Genomic DNA, 17,932 nt, shown 5'->3' with positions numbered 1-17,932 from the left:
AATCACGATTATGATGCAAGCCAATGATTTACGCCTGACCTTCAATCCAGGCACCCCTATCGAAAACCCAGCACTGCGTGGTATCGATCTCAATATCGCAGATGGCGAGTTTGTAACGGTCATCGGTACCAATGGCGCGGGCAAATCGACTTTTCTGAATGCGGTCAGTGGCACGACGCGGGTCGATAGCGGCTCTATTCTGCTTAACGGTATCGATGTCACTAAAAAGTCTGCGCATCAGCGCGCGCATTGGGTAGCGCGAGTATTTCAAGACCCGATGGCGGGCACTTGTGAAGCGCTGACTATCGAAGAAAATATGGCTTTAGCTTTTAAGCGCGGTGGTAAACGAGGCTTAAGCTTCGCTTTAAATCACAATAACCGCGAGCTGTTTAGAGAAAAACTATCGGTATTGAAATTAGGGCTTGAAAATCGACTCACCGATCGCATGGGGCTATTATCAGGGGGTCAACGTCAAGCGGTCAGCTTACTGATGGCCTCGCTGCAACCCTCTAAGATCCTATTACTCGATGAGCATACCGCGGCGCTCGACCCAAAAACGGCCGCTTTCGTCTTAGAGCTGACCGACAAAATCGTCACCGATAATAGTTTGACAACAATGATGGTCACTCACTCTATGCAGCAAGCCCTCGCGCACGGCACGCGCACCGTCATGCTACATCAAGGACAAGTGGTATTAGATGTGGCAGGCGAAAAGCGACAAGGTATGACGGTCCATGACTTGCTCGATATGTTTGAGCGCACCCGCGGTGAAAAAATTGACGATGATAGCCTGATTTTGAGTTAATAGGCTTTGAGCTAAAAACTGACTTTTTTATGAAAGAAGATGCCTACTGATTAGTAGGCATTTTTTTGTTTATAGCTTCCTTTTATATGTTTTCTCGTGCTTAAAACTCTATATTTAGCGCTAACTATCTGAAATTTGTTCAATATACTATATCCCTTACAACTATATGGTTTTATATAGAGAATATATGTTATTCTTAACTTCAAATCCTTACAAAAAATGTGGTTTTATAAAAACAAATCTTAAAAACGATTCAAATAGCTACTTTTAGCTATTAGGTTATTTATATAAATAAAATTTCAACGCCTACCTTGTTTTGGTAATTCTATTATTATGGAGGATAAGCTTATGAAAAATGGGCTTATAAAAAGATGGCCAGTGATTATTCTTATCACGGCTCTCATTGCACTGGCTTTAGCCTTTGTTATCGGTCAGCTGCTACCTAGTCTACGCACGAGCGATAGTACCTTTGAGGTTGATATCACTGATCCTGCTTTGATTGAAAAAGGCGAATATGTGGCACGTACGGGTGACTGCGTCGCTTGCCATACTACTTTAGGCGGCGCGACTTATGCTGGCGGCCTGCCTATGCTAACACCACTTGGGGCGATTTATTCGACAAACATTACTCCTGATAAAGACACCGGTATCGGTCATTATAGTTTCAATGACTTCAAGAACGCGGTTAAACACGGCGTAGCTCCAGGGAATAGAGCGCTATATCCGGCGATGCCTTACCCGTCTTATCAGATTATGCCTGACGAGGACATGGCAGCGATGTATGCCTACTTTATGTCCGCTGTCGAGCCTATCAAGCAAGCCAACCTAAAAAGCGAGCTGCCACCAGTTGCTAACTGGCGCTGGCCGCTGGCTTATTGGCAAGTGCTGTTCGATCGCAAGCGTGACTTTGTGCCTGAGACGGATGATGCCGTACTTACGCGCGGCCAATATCTTATCGAAGGTCCCGGACACTGCGGCTCATGCCATACCGAGCGCGGGATTGGCTATCAAGAAATTGCGCTGAGCAATGCTGACTCTGAAGAGTATCTAAGCGGCGCGGTCATCGACGGCTGGCGCGCAAAAAGTATTCGCGGTGAGCATCGTGGTCTTGGCACATGGAATGTGGCGGAGCTTAATGACTTCTTCAAAACCGGTCGCACTGATACCACGGCCGCTTTTGGCGCGATGGCAGAAGTAGTCGAGCATAGCACTCAATATATGACCGAGGACGATATCAATGCGATGTCCTCCTATCTCAAAACCTTGTCTCCTGCACCCAATAAAGAATTGACGCTACCTGTTAAACAAGATGTCACCACTGAGAAGTTATTATCGGGCAACTACGACTCGCGCGGCGCGCTGCTCTATGTTGAATATTGCACTGTCTGTCATCGCGCTGATGGTAAAGGGGTGCCTCGGATCTTCCCAGCTCTGGACGGCAATAGCGCAGTCTATGCCAAAAACGCTGACTCAGTGCTACAGATCACTCTAGGCGGCGGACGTATGCCAAAAACTCCACATGATCGCATGGCCTTCACTATGCCTGAGTTTACGAATCTAGCCGATGAAGATATCGCCGAAGTCGTTAACTACGTGCGTAATAGCTGGACCAACCAAGCGCCAGAGATTACGGTCAACGATGTCGTAAAAATGCGTGCTTTCTTAGCCAAAAAGCCACAAACAGGTACGGACTTTGCCCCAGATCTCAGCCTTGATGCGACAGCAAAAGGAGCAAAATAATGACAATACTCTCATCTAAAACAACTCCTCCTCTTACTATTGCTGCCCTAACTGCGGCTTTGCTTACCACTGTTGTCAGTGGCTGTAGTCAACCTGAACCCGTTGATCTAAACGCTGCTGAATACACGCTTGTCACGGCTGATGACGCCAATGAAGATATCGGAACTTATGTCATGCCACAAGATACTGCTATCATAGACGAGCCCAACGCGAATGAAATTTTTTATGGTAAGCGGTTATTGAACGAGACTAAGCGGTTATTGCCTGAGCATGTTGGCGCGCAAATGAACTGTAATAGCTGCCATATTGCGCAAGGTAAAATTCCATTGGGCGACCCGTATATTAACAGCTATAACACTTACCCAAAGGTCATGCCGCGAGCAGGTAAAGAGGTGGATATGGAAGCTCGCATTAATGGCTGCTTTCAGCGCTCGATGAACGGTAAACCGCTCGATCGTGAGTCACCTGAAATGCTGGCGATGATCGCTTATATGAAGTGGCTAGCCCAAAATACCCCCAAAGATCAAAAGGTCGATATCAATAATGCGGGGAAAGTTGACACCACTTTAGTAGGTGATCCCATAAAAGGTGAGAGGATCTACTATGCCCAGTGTGCGACCTGTCATGGTGATAACGGCGAAGGTATTAAAGATGCTCGCGGCGATATCGTCTTTCCGCCATTATGGGGTGAGGAATCCTTTAATATTGGCGCAGGTATGGCGCGCACCTACAAAGCGGCGGCTTTTGTCAAGTACAATATGCCGATGGGTATTCAAACCGAAGGGCTTTGGGGTCATGGTAATGTACTATCCGATCAAGACGCCGTCGATGTGGCAGAGTTCTTCACGCATAAGCCGCGTCCTGATTTTGCGGGCAAGGTCAATGATTGGCCGACTGCTAAGAAGCCTAAAGATGCCCGTTATTAACCATAAATAGCTTCCTCTAATAGTCTTATAAAATAAAACCTCAAGCGCACTCTAGCGCTTGAGGTTTTTATTTATATATAATCATTGCTTGAACCGATAATATAATAAATTATTAACTTATAAACTATCCAAGATCTGCACCGGCAAAGTCACCACATCGAATGCTAAGGCAAAAGGCAGTAGTACTAGCTTGCCCGCCGTACTCGTACCGCTACTGGTGGTTCGGGTCTGCTGACTTTGACCATAAAAAGTCACCGTATAGGGCTTGCTTAGCGGACGATATTTGGACTGGATCATGCTGATATTGCTCACTTGTGGATAGATAGCGCCTTTAACCGGTACAGTGAAACAGAAGCGCTGCGCGTTGATACGCATGTCACTGGCTGAGCTACACTCCGTACCACCGTTCTGCAAAAAGAACTGATAGTCGCTACGATCGAACTCATCTTTTAATTTGGCGTAGGACAGCTTCATTTGTCCTTGAAAGTAGCCATCATTATTCGGCACGTTAAAGCTCATATCGTTTTCGACTTGGATGTTTTTGGCGGTCAAATTGGTGAGTAAATTGACCATCTCCGTGCCGCCTTGGCTGAGCACATAGCTGTTTTTATTACCGACAATCACCATACTAGCCATCGGCATTTGTGGCAACGTCGTAGCGGGACGACCAAAAGCGATAATTTGATCTTGCGAAAGCACGCTTTTGACAGAGCTGGTGGTAGTGACTCTATTGTCGTCTAACAGTGAGCTAGTGGCGCAGCCTGAGCTGACCAAAAGCGCTAGTAATGATCCGCCTATTAATGTTTTTTTCAACATTGTCTGGCTTACTGAACTGTTCGTTTTTTTATCTATATTTTTATTCACAGTAGGCTTCCTTGTCTAGGACTTAAGGATGTTTAAATAAGTTTATTTATAAAACAAAATGGCTCTCTCTAACTTCTCTAGCGTACCTTTTTCGCTAGTCTTTAACGACTGATTATTAAGGCGTTCCTGCATGTCCCACTTCGACTTGAGTCGCTAGCATACGAGCTTTGGTCTCCCCCTTACGTGAGCCTTCATCCCAGTCGGGAGCGGCGCACATAAACAGCGTTTTGCCGTCTTTACCGCCCAGCGCTACCGCAAACACGCCTTCAGATGGCGTATTGACCGTGTCTAATATCTCACCGCCCTCAGCGATACGCAGCGCTTGCTGATTTAAGGTGTTGGCAATCCAAACCGCCCCTTCGCTATCTAAAGCTAAGCCATCGGGTAAAATCTTGGCACTGCCGATACGAGTCATCAAATCAGGCTCATCGCCAAGCTCACCGTAGCTTGCAAAATCGCGTCTATCGCCCAGCGTGCCGTCATCCTTGATAGTAAATTGCGAGATTCTATTACCAAATAGCTCATTGACGATTAAGGTTTTATTATCCGCTGAGATCACCATGCCATTGGCAAAAGCTAAACCTTCTGCCACTATCTGCGAGCTGCCATCTGGCTTGACTAGCACCAGGCCAGCCGCTTTATAATCCTCGCCGCCCATCAAATCAAAGCCGAAATTACCGACATAAGCATTACCATTATTAGCGACGACCATATCATTGGCATGACCGCCGCAATGCGCTGAGATATCGGCATGCACCACTAGCTCGCCATCGTCCTCAAGACGCATAACCTTACGATCTTTCATCGACACCACTAGCATACGTCCATCAGGTAACCAGCCTAATCCCGATGGCTGCTCGGGAACTTCCACTACCTTTTCAGCAGTTCCCTTTTCATTGACGCGGTAAACGCCTTGCGTATAAAAATCAACGAACCATAGCGCATCTTTATACCAGCGCGGCCCTTCTAAATAATGAAAACCATCGATCACTACTTCTAAATTATGCTGTGTTTGGTTATCTGACATAACGATTATCCTTAATTGTTGTTTGACTTCCTTGCCATAAGCGACATAGTTTAAGATTATTAAAATACTATATAGCCGATTTACACTAAAAGTGTTATAGCGCTACTGAGATGAATTGGGATGAATTTTGCGCGGCCTCTGTCGGCCTAGGCAGCATAGGCACAGCACGCAAGTAAAGTTTATACCAATAGCTCGCTCATCAAAATCATGACGATTTTATATTCAACTGACTATAGTATCTCCTTATACATAGCTCTCACCTCCTCTAGACTGATATCTTTGGGATTCGTTGCAATAAGCCGGGCGTAAGTATTAATCACGATATCCGCTAGAGCAGGAATGTCGTTATCGGTAATCTCAAGCTCGCTTAAACGATATTTAAGACCGCTTGCTTGTAAAAACCTTTTTAGCTGAGCGATAAATGCTGTTGCCGCCTCCAAATCAGTCATAGCAAGAGTTTCTGGCATGACTGTCCGCGCAAGCTCTGCATAGTGCGGCGCCGCTTCTGGTAGATTAAAGCTAAATACTGGACACATCACTAACGCATTGCCATGCCCATGCGGAATGTGAAAATTAATACTTAAAGGATAAGACAAGCCATGCACTGCAGCTACTGAGGAATTGACGAAAGCTATTCCTGCCAGCGTCGAGCCTAATAACATCTCAGCGCGAGCCTCAAGGTCATCGCCATGATTAAGGACTTGCTCGAAGTTGTGCCAAAGCATTTGCAAGCCTTGAAGCGCTAAGGCATCGGAGATAGCATTCTTTTTGGTGCGGCTGGTATAAGCCTCGATGCAGTGCACCATCGCATCAAGGGCAGTGGCGGCAGTGATATGACGAGGTAATTTCAAGGTTAAGGTGGCGTCAAGAATAGCGACGTCAGGTAGGATTTTGGGAGTGTAAATAGCCTTTTTACTGCCATCTTCAGCAGTAATGACCGAGACAAAAGTAGACTCAGCGCCAGTACCCGCGGTGGTGGGAATAGCAAATAGCGGCAGTTTTTTGAAAGTACTTAAATCGGCATCTAAGATATCGTTGATAGAATCAAAGTTATTGGGATATAAAGCGACGATCTTGGCGGTATCGATTGAGCTACCACCGCCCAAACCTATCACTAGATCACATTGCTGCGCTCTTGCCATCTCGAGAGCTTGATTGACCACTGCAATCGGCGGATCGGCAACTACATTATCAAATACAGTTACTTTGATACCTGAATCTTGTAGCGATTGCTGAGCGATATCAACATAGCCAAGCTCGGTGATACCCCCATCGGTGACGATAATGGCTGAGGTAGCCCCATACTGTTTTGCCAAAACGCCTAACTTCTGACGCATACTATCCGCTTCACTGATAATATGACCGTTGCTATAAAACTCAATCCCTGTCATAGCTCTTCCTTGATTTTCCGGTATCAGTCTTATTATGACCCTCTTTTTATACCATATCCATCCTTTAGTTATCGGTATTATTTGTATTGATACATTTGTGTTGATACGATACTTACAACTCTAATCGGCGCAGTCTAAGCGCGTTCGCAATCACCGATACCGATGATAAGCTCATCGCTGCTGCCGCTATCATCGGGCTGAGTAATAGACCAAACGCAGGATAAAGCACACCGGCGGCAATCGGTACGCCAATAGCGTTGTAAATAAAAGCAAAAAACAAGTTCTGTCTGATATTGCGCATGGTTGAGTGGCTAAGCTTATGGGCTTTGGCTATACCCATTAAGTCGCCTTTTAACAAGGTAACCCCAGCGCTCTCTATCGCCACATCAGTTCCTGTACCCATCGCGATACCGACATCGGCTTGCGCTAAGGCAGGAGCATCATTGATACCGTCGCCTGCCATCGCGACCAACTTACCGCTATCTTGCATCTCTTTGACGATGCGGTTTTTATCCTCGGGCGACACATCAGCATGGACGTCATCGATACCTAGTTTACTCGCGACGGCTTGCGCGGTTTTTTGATTATCACCGGTTAGCATGACAACTTTTAGCCCGGCTTCGTGCAGTAATCCTATAGCTTCCTTAGTGCTCTGCTTGATAGGGTCAGCCACGGAGATGATGCCAGCTGCCGTGCCATCTATAGCGACAAACATCACCGTTTCGCCCTCCTTTCTACGGACGTCGGCTTTAGTAGACAAATTCTGATCGAAGCTATTTAAGCTATCCATTAGCTTAGAGTTACCGATAGCGACTTTTTTATCATTAACAATGGCTTCTACGCCCTCGCCTGTGGTTGAATTAAAGTCATGGGCTTTAGGGATAGTAAGCGATCTATCTTTTGCCGCTCTGACGATAGCTTCTGCCAAAGGGTGTTCACTGGCGCTTTCAACTGCGGCGACCAGTGCCAAAAACTCATCTTCATCCTGATCTGTCAGCGCGTCAATCGCTGTCAGCTCAGGACGACCTGCCGTTAGCGTGCCGGTTTTATCAACGACGATAGTATCGACCTTCTCCATGGTCTCAAGCGCTTCAGCGCTTTTGATCAATACGCCATTTTGTGCGCCCATGCCCGTACCGACCATGATAGACATAGGCGTTGCCAGACCGAGTGCACAAGGGCAAGCGATAATCAGTACCGCTATCGCATTGACCATAGCATAAGCCATCGCCGGTTCAGGGCCGAATAGCGCCCAAACGATAAAGGTGATGATGGAGGCAACGATAACAATAGGCACAAACCAGCCCGCCACTTGGTCCACCAAGCGCTGAATGGGCGCGCGGCTACGCTGAGCTTCCGCAACCATTTGTACGATTTTGGACAGTACTGAATCCGCGCCAACATTAACCGCTTTAACCAGTAGCGTGCCCGTACCATTTACCGTACCGCCTGTGACGCTATCACCTTGCTCCTTGGACACCGGAATAGGTTCACCTGTGACCATGGACTCATCGACACTACTACTGCCATCGATTACCGTGCCGTCTACCGGTAATTTCTCACCGGGTCTAACCCTTAGCCTATCGCCAGTAACGACTTCGTCCAGTGACACCTCGTTTTCATTACCCTTGTCATCGACCCGCCTTGCCGTTGGCGGTGCTAGCTCAAGCAAAGCTCGAATCGCACCTGATGTTTGGCTTCTGGCTTTGAGCTCTAGCACTTGACCGAGCAAGACTAAGGTTGTAATAACAGCGGCGGCTTCGTAGTAAACACCGACTTGTCCATTAGCGCCTCGAAAGCTATTTGGAAAGATACCCGGAAAAAAGGTGGCGACAATACTAAACCCATAAGCTGCGCCTACGCCTAAAGAGATTAGGGTAAACATATTGAGATTGCGGCTCTTAATCGACTGCCAACCGCGCACAAAGAAAGGCGCCGCGCCCCAAACCACGACTGGAGTCGCTAGCACTAATTGAACGATTTGACTCAGTTGCCCAGAGATATCAAAAGAGCCAATCTGATCTAGGTTTATGCCAACCATATCGCTCATGGCGTAGATAAATAGCGGCAAGGTCAGTACGGTGCAAATCCAAAAGCGCCGCGTCATATCGTCAAGCTCTTCGGTATCTTCCTCGCCGATAGTAATCGTTTCGGGCTCTAGTGCCATACCGCATATCGGGCAGCCACTGTTTCTAACGTCTCTAACTTCAGGGTGCATCGGACAGGTATAAATCGTGCCCTCATAATCATCGGGCACTTTATCGTATTTGCCGCCTTTGACAGATTTTACTTCGCCGCTATTACTACCTTTTCTATGACAGTTGGCGTGACTATCTTCATTGCTATTGGATTCAGCGGCCTCTTTAACAATTTGGTCTTCAGGCTTGAGGAACATACCGCATATTGGACAATCGCTCTTTTCAGTATCTCGAACTTCAGGATGCATCGGGCAGATATAAACCGTATCACTATAATTTACGGGTACTTTATCGTACTGACCACCTTTGTTAGAGTTATTACTGTCAGCGTGTTTCATATCATTCCTCCTCAAAGACGGTAAGCTGTGCTTATCGATCAAAATCTAACATTCAACATTGCTGGTAGCCAGATGGCAATAACACAGTGATAAACTCAAATGTGCTATTTCAACTCTTCAACCAAAGCTTCCATCTCTCCGATTTCACGCTTTTGCGCCTCGATAATATCGTCAGCTAATTTGCGTACTCGCGGATCTTCGATGTCAGCCCGTGTACTGGTCAAAATAGCAATAGAATGATGCGGAATCATCGCTTGCATCCAATCGACTTGATCGACGGTGGCTTGTGAGCGCACGCCCCAGAGACCAAAGGCAAACAAAAAGACGCTAAGGCCATAAATCATCAGATTGACCTTGGTTTTTTTATACATATTGGTCATAAAAGCCAGCATAATGATCGCCATCATTGCGCCCATATATAACGCCATATAAGCACGAGTTTCGCTAAAATAAACGTGATCCCACTGGTAAGTGTTGAGATACATCATGATGTACATGACGATAGTCGAGGTGAGTATCATCAGACCAAATTTGACGTAAGGATTCATTTGCGATTTATTATTGTTCATATCCATGTGATTATCTCCAAAAATGACACCTATATTGATAGATGCCAGTATTGCTAATTAAGTTAGAGGTAAAGCTGATAGTAAAAACAGTTTCACAAAATTTGAGCTTCTATAGTCGATTCACTCTAAAAATGATATAGCGCTACTGGGATGAATTTTATGCAGCCTCTGTGATAACAGCACGCCAGTAAAATTTATACCAGTAGAGCGCTTAATCTCGTAACAGTTTCACTTTGAGATGACTATAGTATTAGCTTACTCTAAAACCAAAACTTCACCCCTGCCGTTACGCTACTTGTATCGACGTCTTTATTATTCTGACGTCGCAGATCTCTAGCATCTGATAATGCGGTCTCATAGCTAAAGCCCACATAAGGGGACAGCTGACGACTGAGCATCTCATAAGTGAGTCGAACCTCAGTCTCTAACTCATTAAAGCCCTTTGTGATGTTATTGTCAGTATCATCCTTGCTAAATACCGTTAACTCAGCTTCGGGTATCACTACCCAGTGTTGATCTAAGCGCCACTCGTATTCTGCACCAAGATCAAGCTGAACTTGACCGTCAGTATAAACATAAGCTCTAGCATCGGTCTCAATGAAGTATGGCGCAGTGCCGACAATACCCGCCATCAGCGCCGATTTATCGTTTTCAGTATTATAAGCGATACCCGCTTCGCCATTCCAAAAGATGCTGAGCGGCTGCCAATAAGCAAGCGAGCTCAGACTCTCAATGTCTTTATCATTTTTGGTCGCTACGCTACCCTCAGTACGCACTCTAAGACGATTACTATCATCGCCATACCAGCCCTCAATCTCAAAGTTGACTGCATCCTCTTCGAATTGATAACCCAAATCATCTACCGATACGCCCCAAGTCGGCAGGCTGCCCATCATCACAGGCTTACCAAATTCACCATAACCTACGCCATTGGAATAATCAGGGCTACGCGCGTCAGCAGGCGGCTCTCCGCCTTGCATCCCTGACATGTCCATATCTGACATACTCATGCTGTTATGGTCCATATCTGACATATCCATACCGCTGTGGTCCATATCCGATATGTCCATGCTGCTGTGATCCATTTCCGACATGTCCATGTTGCTGTGATCCATTTCCGACATGTCCATGTTGCTATGATCCATATCCGACATATTCATTTCAGCTGCTGCTACCAAGGGTGACGCTAGCAATACCGCTGACGATAAGCCAATGAATGGCAGACTTTTTTTGATTGTTTTCATAATAAAACTCACCTTGCACAATTCATTAAACGACAGCAACTTCTCTAAACATGCCCGCTTCCATATGATAAAGCAGATGGCAATGCCAAGCCCATCGTCCCGCCTCGCCTGTCACGTCAAAGCTAATCTTTTGCGCAGGATGCACCAAGATAGTGTGTTTGCGCACTTGCAGGTCTCCTGATGGCATACGCAAATCACTCCACATACCATGTAGATGCATCGGGTGACTCATCATCGTGTCATTAACTAAAGTAATACGGACGCGCTCACCCGGCCTAATATTGACAGGAGGTGCGTCCTTAAACATAATGCCGTCGAGCGCCCAAATATAGCGCTCCATGTTACCCGTTAGATGAATCTCAACCTCGCGAGTGGGTTTGCGCTGCTCGCTCATGATTTCGTTGCCAACAGAACGCAGCTGACTATAAGTCAGTATGTTTCTATCGACTTCCCGCAAATTGATCCCAGGATCATCTAGATTCATACGCGGGCTATCGACGCGCATATCGGTCTTAAAATCATACTCAGTCTTAGCATGGTGCGCCTTATAGCCTTTATCACCCATGGCGCCCATCATATCAGCCATCGTTAGCCATTCAATACCGTCCATCTTAGGAACAGCAGAACGAGCATCATTCGAAGTGGCCAATCTAGCCGCAACATAGCCAGTACGATCGATGTTTTGCGCAAAGATAGTATGCGCGTCACGAGTGGGCGTGACGATGACATCATAAGTCTCAGCCACACCAATCCGAAAATCATCGACCTCTACTGGCGCGACATCATTGCCATCGGTACCCACTACTTTTATTTTGAGTCCAGGAATACGCACATCAAATATGGTCTGCGCGGAGCCATTAATAAAGCGCAGCTTGACAGGCTGTCCTGCTTTGACTATTTGCGCCCAATTAGCGGCGGTAGTTTTACCGTTAATCAGATAAGTAAACGTGGTTTCACCTGATAGATCACTAAAATCAGTCGGCATCATGCGCATCTGATTCCACATTTTGCGCTTATCAAAAGCAGCCTCTATATCGGTGGCTGCGATATCCGAGAGTAGTTTTTTGAAATCTGGTAGATGATAATTATCAAAGTCAGCGCGCTGCTTGAGTAGTTTCAATAAAGTATGCGGATTACGATGCGTCCAATCACTGAGCAAAATCACATGATCTTCGGCTATAGGATAACGCTCCGCTGCTTTTGGCTCGATGACGATCGCGCCGCGCATACCGGTCTGCTCTTGAAAGCCAGTATGCGAGTGATACCAGTAAGTCCCTGATTGCTTAAGTTTGAATTTATAAGTAAAGGTACTATTTGCTGGTATGCCATCGAAGCTAATGCCGGGGACACCGTCCATCTCAAAAGGCACGAGCAGACCATGCCAATGAATAGAGGTCGACTCATTCATCTGGTTATGCACGCGTATCACCACCGTATCGCCCTCTTGCATCTTCAGCGTTGGCGCAGGTAGTGAGTCATTAATCAGCGTGGCCATGCTTGACTTGCCATTGACGATAACTGGCTTTTTGCTAATATAAAGATCGAACTCGTTGCCCGTAAGTATTGGCACTTTATGATTAGGTCTATCGCTATTGATAACCGCATTGTTTTGCGAGCTACCTAAAGCACTATTAGCAATCGTTGGCAGGCTAGATAGCATTGACGCCCCTACTAAAGCAGAGGAGCCAGTCAAAAAATGACGGCGGTTAAGCTTGTGATTATTATTCATAGGGTTACTCATAATAAGGATTCAATAAGCAGAAAAATCTTTAAAAATGCTTTGTTGTCTTTTTACACGTGTAGAAAGATTCAAACTACAGTTGCTGCTGCGGCGATTCAATCTGTGCATAAACCGTGCTACTACCATCCTTGTTGATTTGCATGATTTGATACGGATCAAATCTATTTTGATATTCCATACCTGGGCTTCCCATAGGCATACCTGGTACTGCCAGACCGATCGCTTCGCTTGGTGGGTTGGCTAAAAATTCTGCCACGTGTTTGGCGGGTACATGACCTTCGAACACATAACCATCAGTGGTCACTGTGGTGTGACAAGAGCGCATATTATTAGGCACACCGTAGCGCTGCTTAAATACCGCTAAGTCGGCGACATCTTGCCCGTCAGCCGTCATGCCATGGTCTTCGGCATGACCAATCCACTCTTTACAGCAGCCACAGTTGGCATCTTTATAGACTGTCGCTGAGACGTTTTGTAGAATCGTCGACTGAGTACCTGAATGAGTACTGACAGACATCATTTGCGCTTGTGGCTGCTCTATTTGAGCACTTTGGGTGGCAAGCGCTGGCTCTGTAGTTGGCTCTATATCGGCAGCCGTGGAGTTAGGGTTGCAAGCAGCGAGCGTTAACGACAACGGTAATATAAACATCGCTGAAAGGACTCGACCAAATTTCCAGTTATTTTTATAAAAAAGCTTAGTAATATCGCGTTTCATAAACCACTCCTGAGTGTCTATTTATCTGCTGGACTCTTCAAAACTTATACTCTACTAGTAGAAAAATAGCAGAGGCTAAACTAAAATCGCAAAAGGCAGCACTATTTAGCACTGCGTTCTTATGGAAGAATAGGAAAGAATTAATGCTGCATTCCAGCTCCATCGTCTGATATATCCATCATGTCGCTATTAAGTGACATATCTAACATATCGTCATCTATTCTAGTGGTCAGCATGGTATATTGATTCTCATCTAATTCAGGTAATGATCTAATAAAAGCTACCATTGCCCACATTCTATCGTCATCATGAGAAGCGCCCCACGCTGGCATACCTGATGCCATAATACCGTGCTTAATCGCCCAAAAACTTTGCTGAGCACCCGCATCCGTTTTATAACGCTCAACCACTTGTGCATTAGTAAAATTAGGTGGCTTAGGATATAGGCTCTCACTAAAATCAGTGCTCTCTACCCCAGGAGACAAATGGCAGCCTGCACACATATCTTTGTAGTCGGCACCGCCTGAGCTAATCATCTCTACTTTTTCTAAATCTGGAACAATAATGTCCTTGCTAGCGTTGGCTATTGAACGGGTGCGAGCCGTCTCTAAAAACTTATAAACCAATGGGTTATGCCCTTGATCAGCGCCAATATTAATGACACCACTCATAACCACGGCAAAGACCCCAACAATAGCGACCACAACGATAAAAAGTATTCCTAGTAAAAACTTCATGGGTTTATCCTAAAATCCATTTTCTTTGATGCCCTACTCTTAGCGTCTAAAAATAGTTTCTATAGACCCTCATTACTGGTTGATGACACTATCTAGCAGTAATAAAGGGTTTATAGAATCAATATTTAAGAGTCACTTTTAGCGGTTACGCAGTGCTTTTGATGCATCTGTTTCATTTTTCCCATATTGGCCATCATCGCCTTCATGGCAGGATCATTCATATCCATCTTGCTATGATCCATTTTATCCATCATCTGCATGTGCTTTTCCATTTTTTCACAATTCATTTGGTCTTTTTCAGCATGCATTTTAGGATCGTGTGCTAGCGCTGACGTTGATACGACTAGAGCGACGGCTGTGGCTACGATTGCTTTAGGTAAAGACTTTGATTTAAAGAGTGACATGGTTAATCCTTAATTAATTTGGTTTAGGGTCAGTGGGACTTTAGGATATTAATTCAGTCTAAAGCATAACTTATCCATTCTGACAGGTAGATGACAACAAGATGACAATATTGTCATCTTGCCATTTTTAGATTTTAATGCGGCACATATTCCTTTAGTATTGATTGCGAACTGCGATTTCGGTTAGCACCATACTTGTTTATAAAATACTTTTCAGACTGCAGATGCTGATCTTGGTGTTCAACTTCACAAGCCACTCTGGCATCGACGTAACTTTGCATTTGAGCATCAGATATATTTGCCTCGTTGTGGTCTAGATTTCTGGCAAACTTAGTAAGGTTATCGCAGTTGTCGATAATTGAAGTGCTTAGACTGGTCGTATGCGCATTAGCCGCTGACATACCAATAAGCATAGAAGCAGATAGCAGCACCACTTTTTTGAATGAACGATAGCTTTTCATATAACATCCTTAATAAATTATTGAATATTAAAACTAATCACCTGTAGGAATAATTCATAGTAGCTACTCGTCTCAGGAATGAGCTGATATGGACTATGGGGATAGATTAGCAAACGAAGACTAACCATTTAATGACGAGCACATGACATCTTTGTCAGATACCAGTCCGTTTTGTCATTTATATTGATTTGGGTATTATAAAATCATAATTATATTGAAGGATTAGTATGAAAGTACTACTAGTAGAAGATGAATTAAAGCTTGGCGAATATATAAAAAAAGGGCTAAGCGAAGCAGGTTTCATCGTTGAACATCAAGCGACGGGGTTAGATGGCTACCATGCGATGATGACGGATACCTTCAATGTCATCATTATGGATGTGATGCTGCCCGATGTTAGTGGCTTTGAATTAGTGAGCAATTATCGCGCGGCAGGCAAGCATACGCCTGTGCTATTTTTGACGGCCAAAGATGAGCTAAGTGATAGAGTGAAGGGGATTGAGATCGGCGGTGATGATTATCTGACCAAACCTTTTGCCTTTGCAGAATTAATAGTCAGAATAAAAAGCTTATTGCGACGTGCCAATCAAGCGGACTATCAAAGCACGATCATGCAACTTGCAGATCTCAAGCTAGATATTGCTAAGCGCACGGTGCAGCGAGGAGAAACGCCCATCAAGCTGACGGCAAAAGAGTTTGCTTTATTACAGTTCATGCTTGAGCGCCAAGGCGAAGTATTACCGCGTTCGGTGATTGCCTCGCAAGTCTGGGATATGAATTTTGATAGCGATACCAATGTTATAGATGTGGCGATACGGCGGCTACGGCTGAAAGTAGATGATGAGTTTGCGGTGAAGCTAATCCATACCGTACGCGGCATGGGTTATAAGTTAGAGGAAATACAAAACGCTGAGAATGATGAAAGTAATGAGCATAATAAGAGTTCTGTTGCTCAAACTAATGTGGTCGATGTGAAATAGCATGGCTTATAACGCTGACAGTCGTCGCCTGCCCCTGTTATGGCGCACGCTATTATTATTGACTATCTTTGTGGTGCTCTCACAGATAGTGATTTATATCTGGGTTCAGCACTCAGTGAAAGGTCATTTTGAAGAAATGGACGCTGAGATTATCACTCATGCCGCCTTTAATTGGCGTCAGCGTCTGAGCGACTTTGAGCCACAAAGCCCTAACGGTATATCATTAGAACCGTCCAATCCGTCTATGGCAATGGCAGCTAATCCCCTGCATTCTTCAGCGTTTGATTATGATCTAAAGACCGTCATTACTGATAAACAAGGACAGCTATTATCTACTGCCCCTAGCAGCTTTGCTAATGAATTGGACAATGACTTTAATCTATTAACTTTGTGGCAAAATAACGCGCAGCAGCAGTTTGTCACTCATATAAACGACAGGCATTACCGCGCTATCGTTATCGAAAATGAGCAAGCATTGGTGCTTATTGCGCTGCCAATTGATGTCCATCATCAGTATTTATTACAGTTTAACCGCCAGCTTAGCCTGATCTTATTGGTCATTACCCTGCTATTAGTGTCGATCGCCGCATTGAGTGTTTATTGGGGCTTTGCTCCATTATCGACTATCGTACAAAAAATGAAGAGTATTAGTCCTGAAAAATTGGATGATAGATTAAAAGTTGATGAAATGCCTCGAGAGCTGCGTCCTTTGGCTGAATCTTATAACTTAATGATGGCAAAACTTGAAAGTAATTTTGAATCCTTGTCACGATTTTCAGATAACATCGCTCATGAACTGCGCACACCTATAGCGACGCTAAGTACACAAACCCAAGTCATGCTCAGCAAGCCTAGAGATACAGCAGAATATGTCGAGCAGCTCCACCATCAGCATGACACCCTCGATCAGTTATCGAGTCTGATCAATAACATGTTGCTGCTCGCCAAAACCCAAAAGGGGCTTAACGCCTCGCAGCTAAAGCCTATCGATATTGACGCTCTACTCACTAAACTTATGGACTACTTTGAACTAATAGCAGAAGAGAGCGGGATAACTTTTGAAAAAAGTGGCGCGTTTGGTTCGGTATTAGGAGACGACAGCTTACTACAAAGGCTATTTGCCAATTTACTGTCCAATGCCATCTATTACGCGGTGAGCGATAGTGTCATAGTCATTAAATCAGTGATTAAAGCGGCGACTGATAACTCTGAAAAAACGAAAATAACCATCACCAATAAATTACATGAGCCTTTAGCCCAAAGCGAAGCTGACAAACTGTTTGAGCGCTTTTATCGTCAAGATAAAAATCATCAGCATCAAGCGGGAGCAGGCTTAGGGTTATCTATCGTGCAAGCGATTGCTAAGGCTCACAATGGCAAAGTGAGTATTCGTATAAAAGAGGAGTATTATTTCGAGGTGGCGGTACAGTTGCCGAGCTTGAAATAACATTTTTTGCTTTTTTTTATTATAGAATAGGTCTTGGTCACCGTTTGGTCACAGAATTATCTTATAGAACTAGGTCACCAATTTTTGAAAGATAGAAGACATACATGCAAATTTATTGCGAATATACTATTAAAGAGTAGACCATTTAGTAAAAATAAATACAGAGAAAGTATCTAGCGATTATAGATAAAGGCTTTAAGGAGAAATACAGACACAAAAAAACCCCAAGTAAACTAATACTTGAGGCGAAACTTGCTTAAACTCGAGAGTTTAAATTCGTTTTAAATATGGCGCAGCGGACGGGACTCGAACCCGCGACCCCCGGCGTGACAGGCCGGTATTCTA

The 17,932-nt window shown here is 44.9% G+C and carries 16 protein-coding genes; 5 read left to right on the top strand and 11 right to left on the bottom strand.

Annotated elements, in window-relative coordinates:
- The first annotated feature begins 10 nt into the window (after positions 1-10).
- The 3 genes from ACS8E3_RS11940 to ACS8E3_RS11930 all read left to right on the top strand — a co-directional run bounded on the left by ACS8E3_RS11940 (position 11) and on the right by ACS8E3_RS11930 (position 3,471).
- Positions 11-805, top strand: coding sequence for an ABC transporter ATP-binding protein (locus tag ACS8E3_RS11940; RefSeq protein ID WP_439244465.1), 795 nt, complete (start codon positions 11-13; stop codon positions 803-805).
- Positions 806-1,153: 348 nt separating this feature from the next.
- Entirely contained in the window at positions 1,154-2,545 is a 1,392-nt protein-coding gene (locus ACS8E3_RS11935; protein ID WP_439244463.1) for a cytochrome c, read from the top strand.
- Positions 2,545-3,471 (top strand): c-type cytochrome, encoded by a 927-nt coding sequence (locus ACS8E3_RS11930; RefSeq protein ID WP_439244461.1) that lies wholly within the window; start codon positions 2,545-2,547, stop codon positions 3,469-3,471. The genes ACS8E3_RS11935 and ACS8E3_RS11930 overlap by 1 nt, the downstream gene beginning before the upstream one ends.
- Before the next feature lie 117 nt (positions 3,472-3,588).
- On the opposite strand, the gene ACS8E3_RS11925 is transcribed toward ACS8E3_RS11930, so the two are convergent.
- The 11 genes from ACS8E3_RS11925 to ACS8E3_RS11875 all read right to left on the bottom strand — a co-directional run bounded on the left by ACS8E3_RS11925 (position 3,589) and on the right by ACS8E3_RS11875 (position 15,160).
- Positions 3,589-4,287 carry a YidX family protein gene (locus ACS8E3_RS11925; protein WP_439244460.1) on the bottom strand — a complete coding sequence of 233 codons (699 nt, stop codon included), beginning with the start codon at positions 4,285-4,287 and terminating at the stop codon, positions 3,589-3,591.
- 163 nt (positions 4,288-4,450) lie between these two features.
- The gene (locus ACS8E3_RS11920; protein ID WP_439244459.1) at positions 4,451-5,362 is read right to left on the bottom strand and encodes an SMP-30/gluconolactonase/LRE family protein; all 912 of its coding nucleotides are present in this window, start codon (positions 5,360-5,362) and stop codon (positions 4,451-4,453) included.
- Positions 5,363-5,592: 230 nt separating this feature from the next.
- A complete protein-coding gene (locus ACS8E3_RS11915; protein ID WP_439244458.1) occupies positions 5,593-6,753 on the bottom strand; it encodes an iron-containing alcohol dehydrogenase in 1,161 nt (386 codons plus the stop codon).
- Positions 6,754-6,865: 112 nt separating this feature from the next.
- Entirely contained in the window at positions 6,866-9,289 is a 2,424-nt protein-coding gene (locus tag ACS8E3_RS11910) for a copper-transporting P-type ATPase (protein ID WP_439244456.1), read from the bottom strand.
- Positions 9,290-9,393: 104 nt separating this feature from the next.
- Positions 9,394-9,864, bottom strand: a complete 471-nt coding sequence (locus tag ACS8E3_RS11905; protein WP_439244454.1) for a DUF305 domain-containing protein — start codon at positions 9,862-9,864, stop codon at positions 9,394-9,396.
- A 254-nt stretch (positions 9,865-10,118) separates the two neighbouring features.
- Positions 10,119-11,102, bottom strand: a complete 984-nt coding sequence (locus tag ACS8E3_RS11900; RefSeq protein WP_439244452.1) for a copper resistance protein B — start codon at positions 11,100-11,102, stop codon at positions 10,119-10,121.
- Positions 11,103-11,127: 25 nt separating this feature from the next.
- Positions 11,128-12,831, bottom strand: coding sequence for a copper resistance system multicopper oxidase (locus ACS8E3_RS11895; protein WP_439244450.1), 1,704 nt, complete (start codon positions 12,829-12,831; stop codon positions 11,128-11,130).
- A gap of 85 nt (positions 12,832-12,916) precedes the next feature.
- Entirely contained in the window at positions 12,917-13,558 is a 642-nt protein-coding gene (locus ACS8E3_RS11890; protein WP_439244449.1) for a DUF411 domain-containing protein, read from the bottom strand.
- A 140-nt stretch (positions 13,559-13,698) separates the two neighbouring features.
- Positions 13,699-14,295 carry a c-type cytochrome gene (locus ACS8E3_RS11885; protein ID WP_439244447.1) on the bottom strand — a complete coding sequence of 199 codons (597 nt, stop codon included), beginning with the start codon at positions 14,293-14,295 and terminating at the stop codon, positions 13,699-13,701.
- 125 nt (positions 14,296-14,420) lie between these two features.
- Positions 14,421-14,699, bottom strand: coding sequence for a hypothetical protein (locus tag ACS8E3_RS11880; protein WP_439244445.1), 279 nt, complete (start codon positions 14,697-14,699; stop codon positions 14,421-14,423).
- A 134-nt stretch (positions 14,700-14,833) separates the two neighbouring features.
- The gene (locus tag ACS8E3_RS11875; protein ID WP_439244444.1) at positions 14,834-15,160 is read right to left on the bottom strand and encodes a hypothetical protein; all 327 of its coding nucleotides are present in this window, start codon (positions 15,158-15,160) and stop codon (positions 14,834-14,836) included.
- A 227-nt stretch (positions 15,161-15,387) separates the two neighbouring features.
- Here ACS8E3_RS11875 and ACS8E3_RS11870 point away from each other — a divergent pair, with 227 nt between their 5' ends.
- A complete protein-coding gene (locus tag ACS8E3_RS11870) occupies positions 15,388-16,140 on the top strand; it encodes a heavy metal response regulator transcription factor (RefSeq protein WP_439244443.1) in 753 nt (250 codons plus the stop codon).
- Position 16,141: 1 nt separating this feature from the next.
- Complete coding sequence (locus ACS8E3_RS11865; RefSeq protein ID WP_439244441.1) at positions 16,142-17,587, top strand: heavy metal sensor histidine kinase; 1,446 nt, start codon at positions 16,142-16,144, stop codon at positions 17,585-17,587.
- The last annotated feature ends 345 nt before the right edge of the window (positions 17,588-17,932 follow it).

This window comes from Psychrobacter sp. 2Y5 (assembly GCF_051847375.1).
Classification (GTDB): Bacteria; Pseudomonadota; Gammaproteobacteria; order Pseudomonadales; family Moraxellaceae; genus Psychrobacter.
The sequence above is the reverse complement of the archived record's forward strand: the minus strand, read 5'-3'. Positions and strand labels throughout refer to the sequence as shown.

Coding starts and splice junctions, on each gene's coding strand:
- ACS8E3_RS11940 (WP_439244465.1), top strand. CDS start 11: ATGATGCAAGCCAATGATTTACGCCTGACCTTCAATCCAGGCACCCCT.
- ACS8E3_RS11935 (WP_439244463.1), top strand. CDS start 1,154: ATGAAAAATGGGCTTATAAAAAGATGGCCAGTGATTATTCTTATCACG.
- ACS8E3_RS11930 (WP_439244461.1), top strand. CDS start 2,545: ATGACAATACTCTCATCTAAAACAACTCCTCCTCTTACTATTGCTGCC.
- ACS8E3_RS11925 (WP_439244460.1), bottom strand. CDS start 4,287: ATGTTGAAAAAAACATTAATAGGCGGATCATTACTAGCGCTTTTGGTC.
- ACS8E3_RS11920 (WP_439244459.1), bottom strand. CDS start 5,362: ATGTCAGATAACCAAACACAGCATAATTTAGAAGTAGTGATCGATGGT.
- ACS8E3_RS11915 (WP_439244458.1), bottom strand. CDS start 6,753: ATGACAGGGATTGAGTTTTATAGCAACGGTCATATTATCAGTGAAGCG.
- ACS8E3_RS11910 (WP_439244456.1), bottom strand. CDS start 9,289: ATGAAACACGCTGACAGTAATAACTCTAACAAAGGTGGTCAGTACGAT.
- ACS8E3_RS11905 (WP_439244454.1), bottom strand. CDS start 9,864: ATGGATATGAACAATAATAAATCGCAAATGAATCCTTACGTCAAATTT.
- ACS8E3_RS11900 (WP_439244452.1), bottom strand. CDS start 11,102: ATGAAAACAATCAAAAAAAGTCTGCCATTCATTGGCTTATCGTCAGCG.
- ACS8E3_RS11895 (WP_439244450.1), bottom strand. CDS start 12,831: ATGAATAATAATCACAAGCTTAACCGCCGTCATTTTTTGACTGGCTCC.
- ACS8E3_RS11890 (WP_439244449.1), bottom strand. CDS start 13,558: ATGAAACGCGATATTACTAAGCTTTTTTATAAAAATAACTGGAAATTT.
- ACS8E3_RS11885 (WP_439244447.1), bottom strand. CDS start 14,295: ATGAAGTTTTTACTAGGAATACTTTTTATCGTTGTGGTCGCTATTGTT.
- ACS8E3_RS11880 (WP_439244445.1), bottom strand. CDS start 14,699: ATGTCACTCTTTAAATCAAAGTCTTTACCTAAAGCAATCGTAGCCACA.
- ACS8E3_RS11875 (WP_439244444.1), bottom strand. CDS start 15,160: ATGAAAAGCTATCGTTCATTCAAAAAAGTGGTGCTGCTATCTGCTTCT.
- ACS8E3_RS11870 (WP_439244443.1), top strand. CDS start 15,388: ATGAAAGTACTACTAGTAGAAGATGAATTAAAGCTTGGCGAATATATA.
- ACS8E3_RS11865 (WP_439244441.1), top strand. CDS start 16,142: ATGGCTTATAACGCTGACAGTCGTCGCCTGCCCCTGTTATGGCGCACG.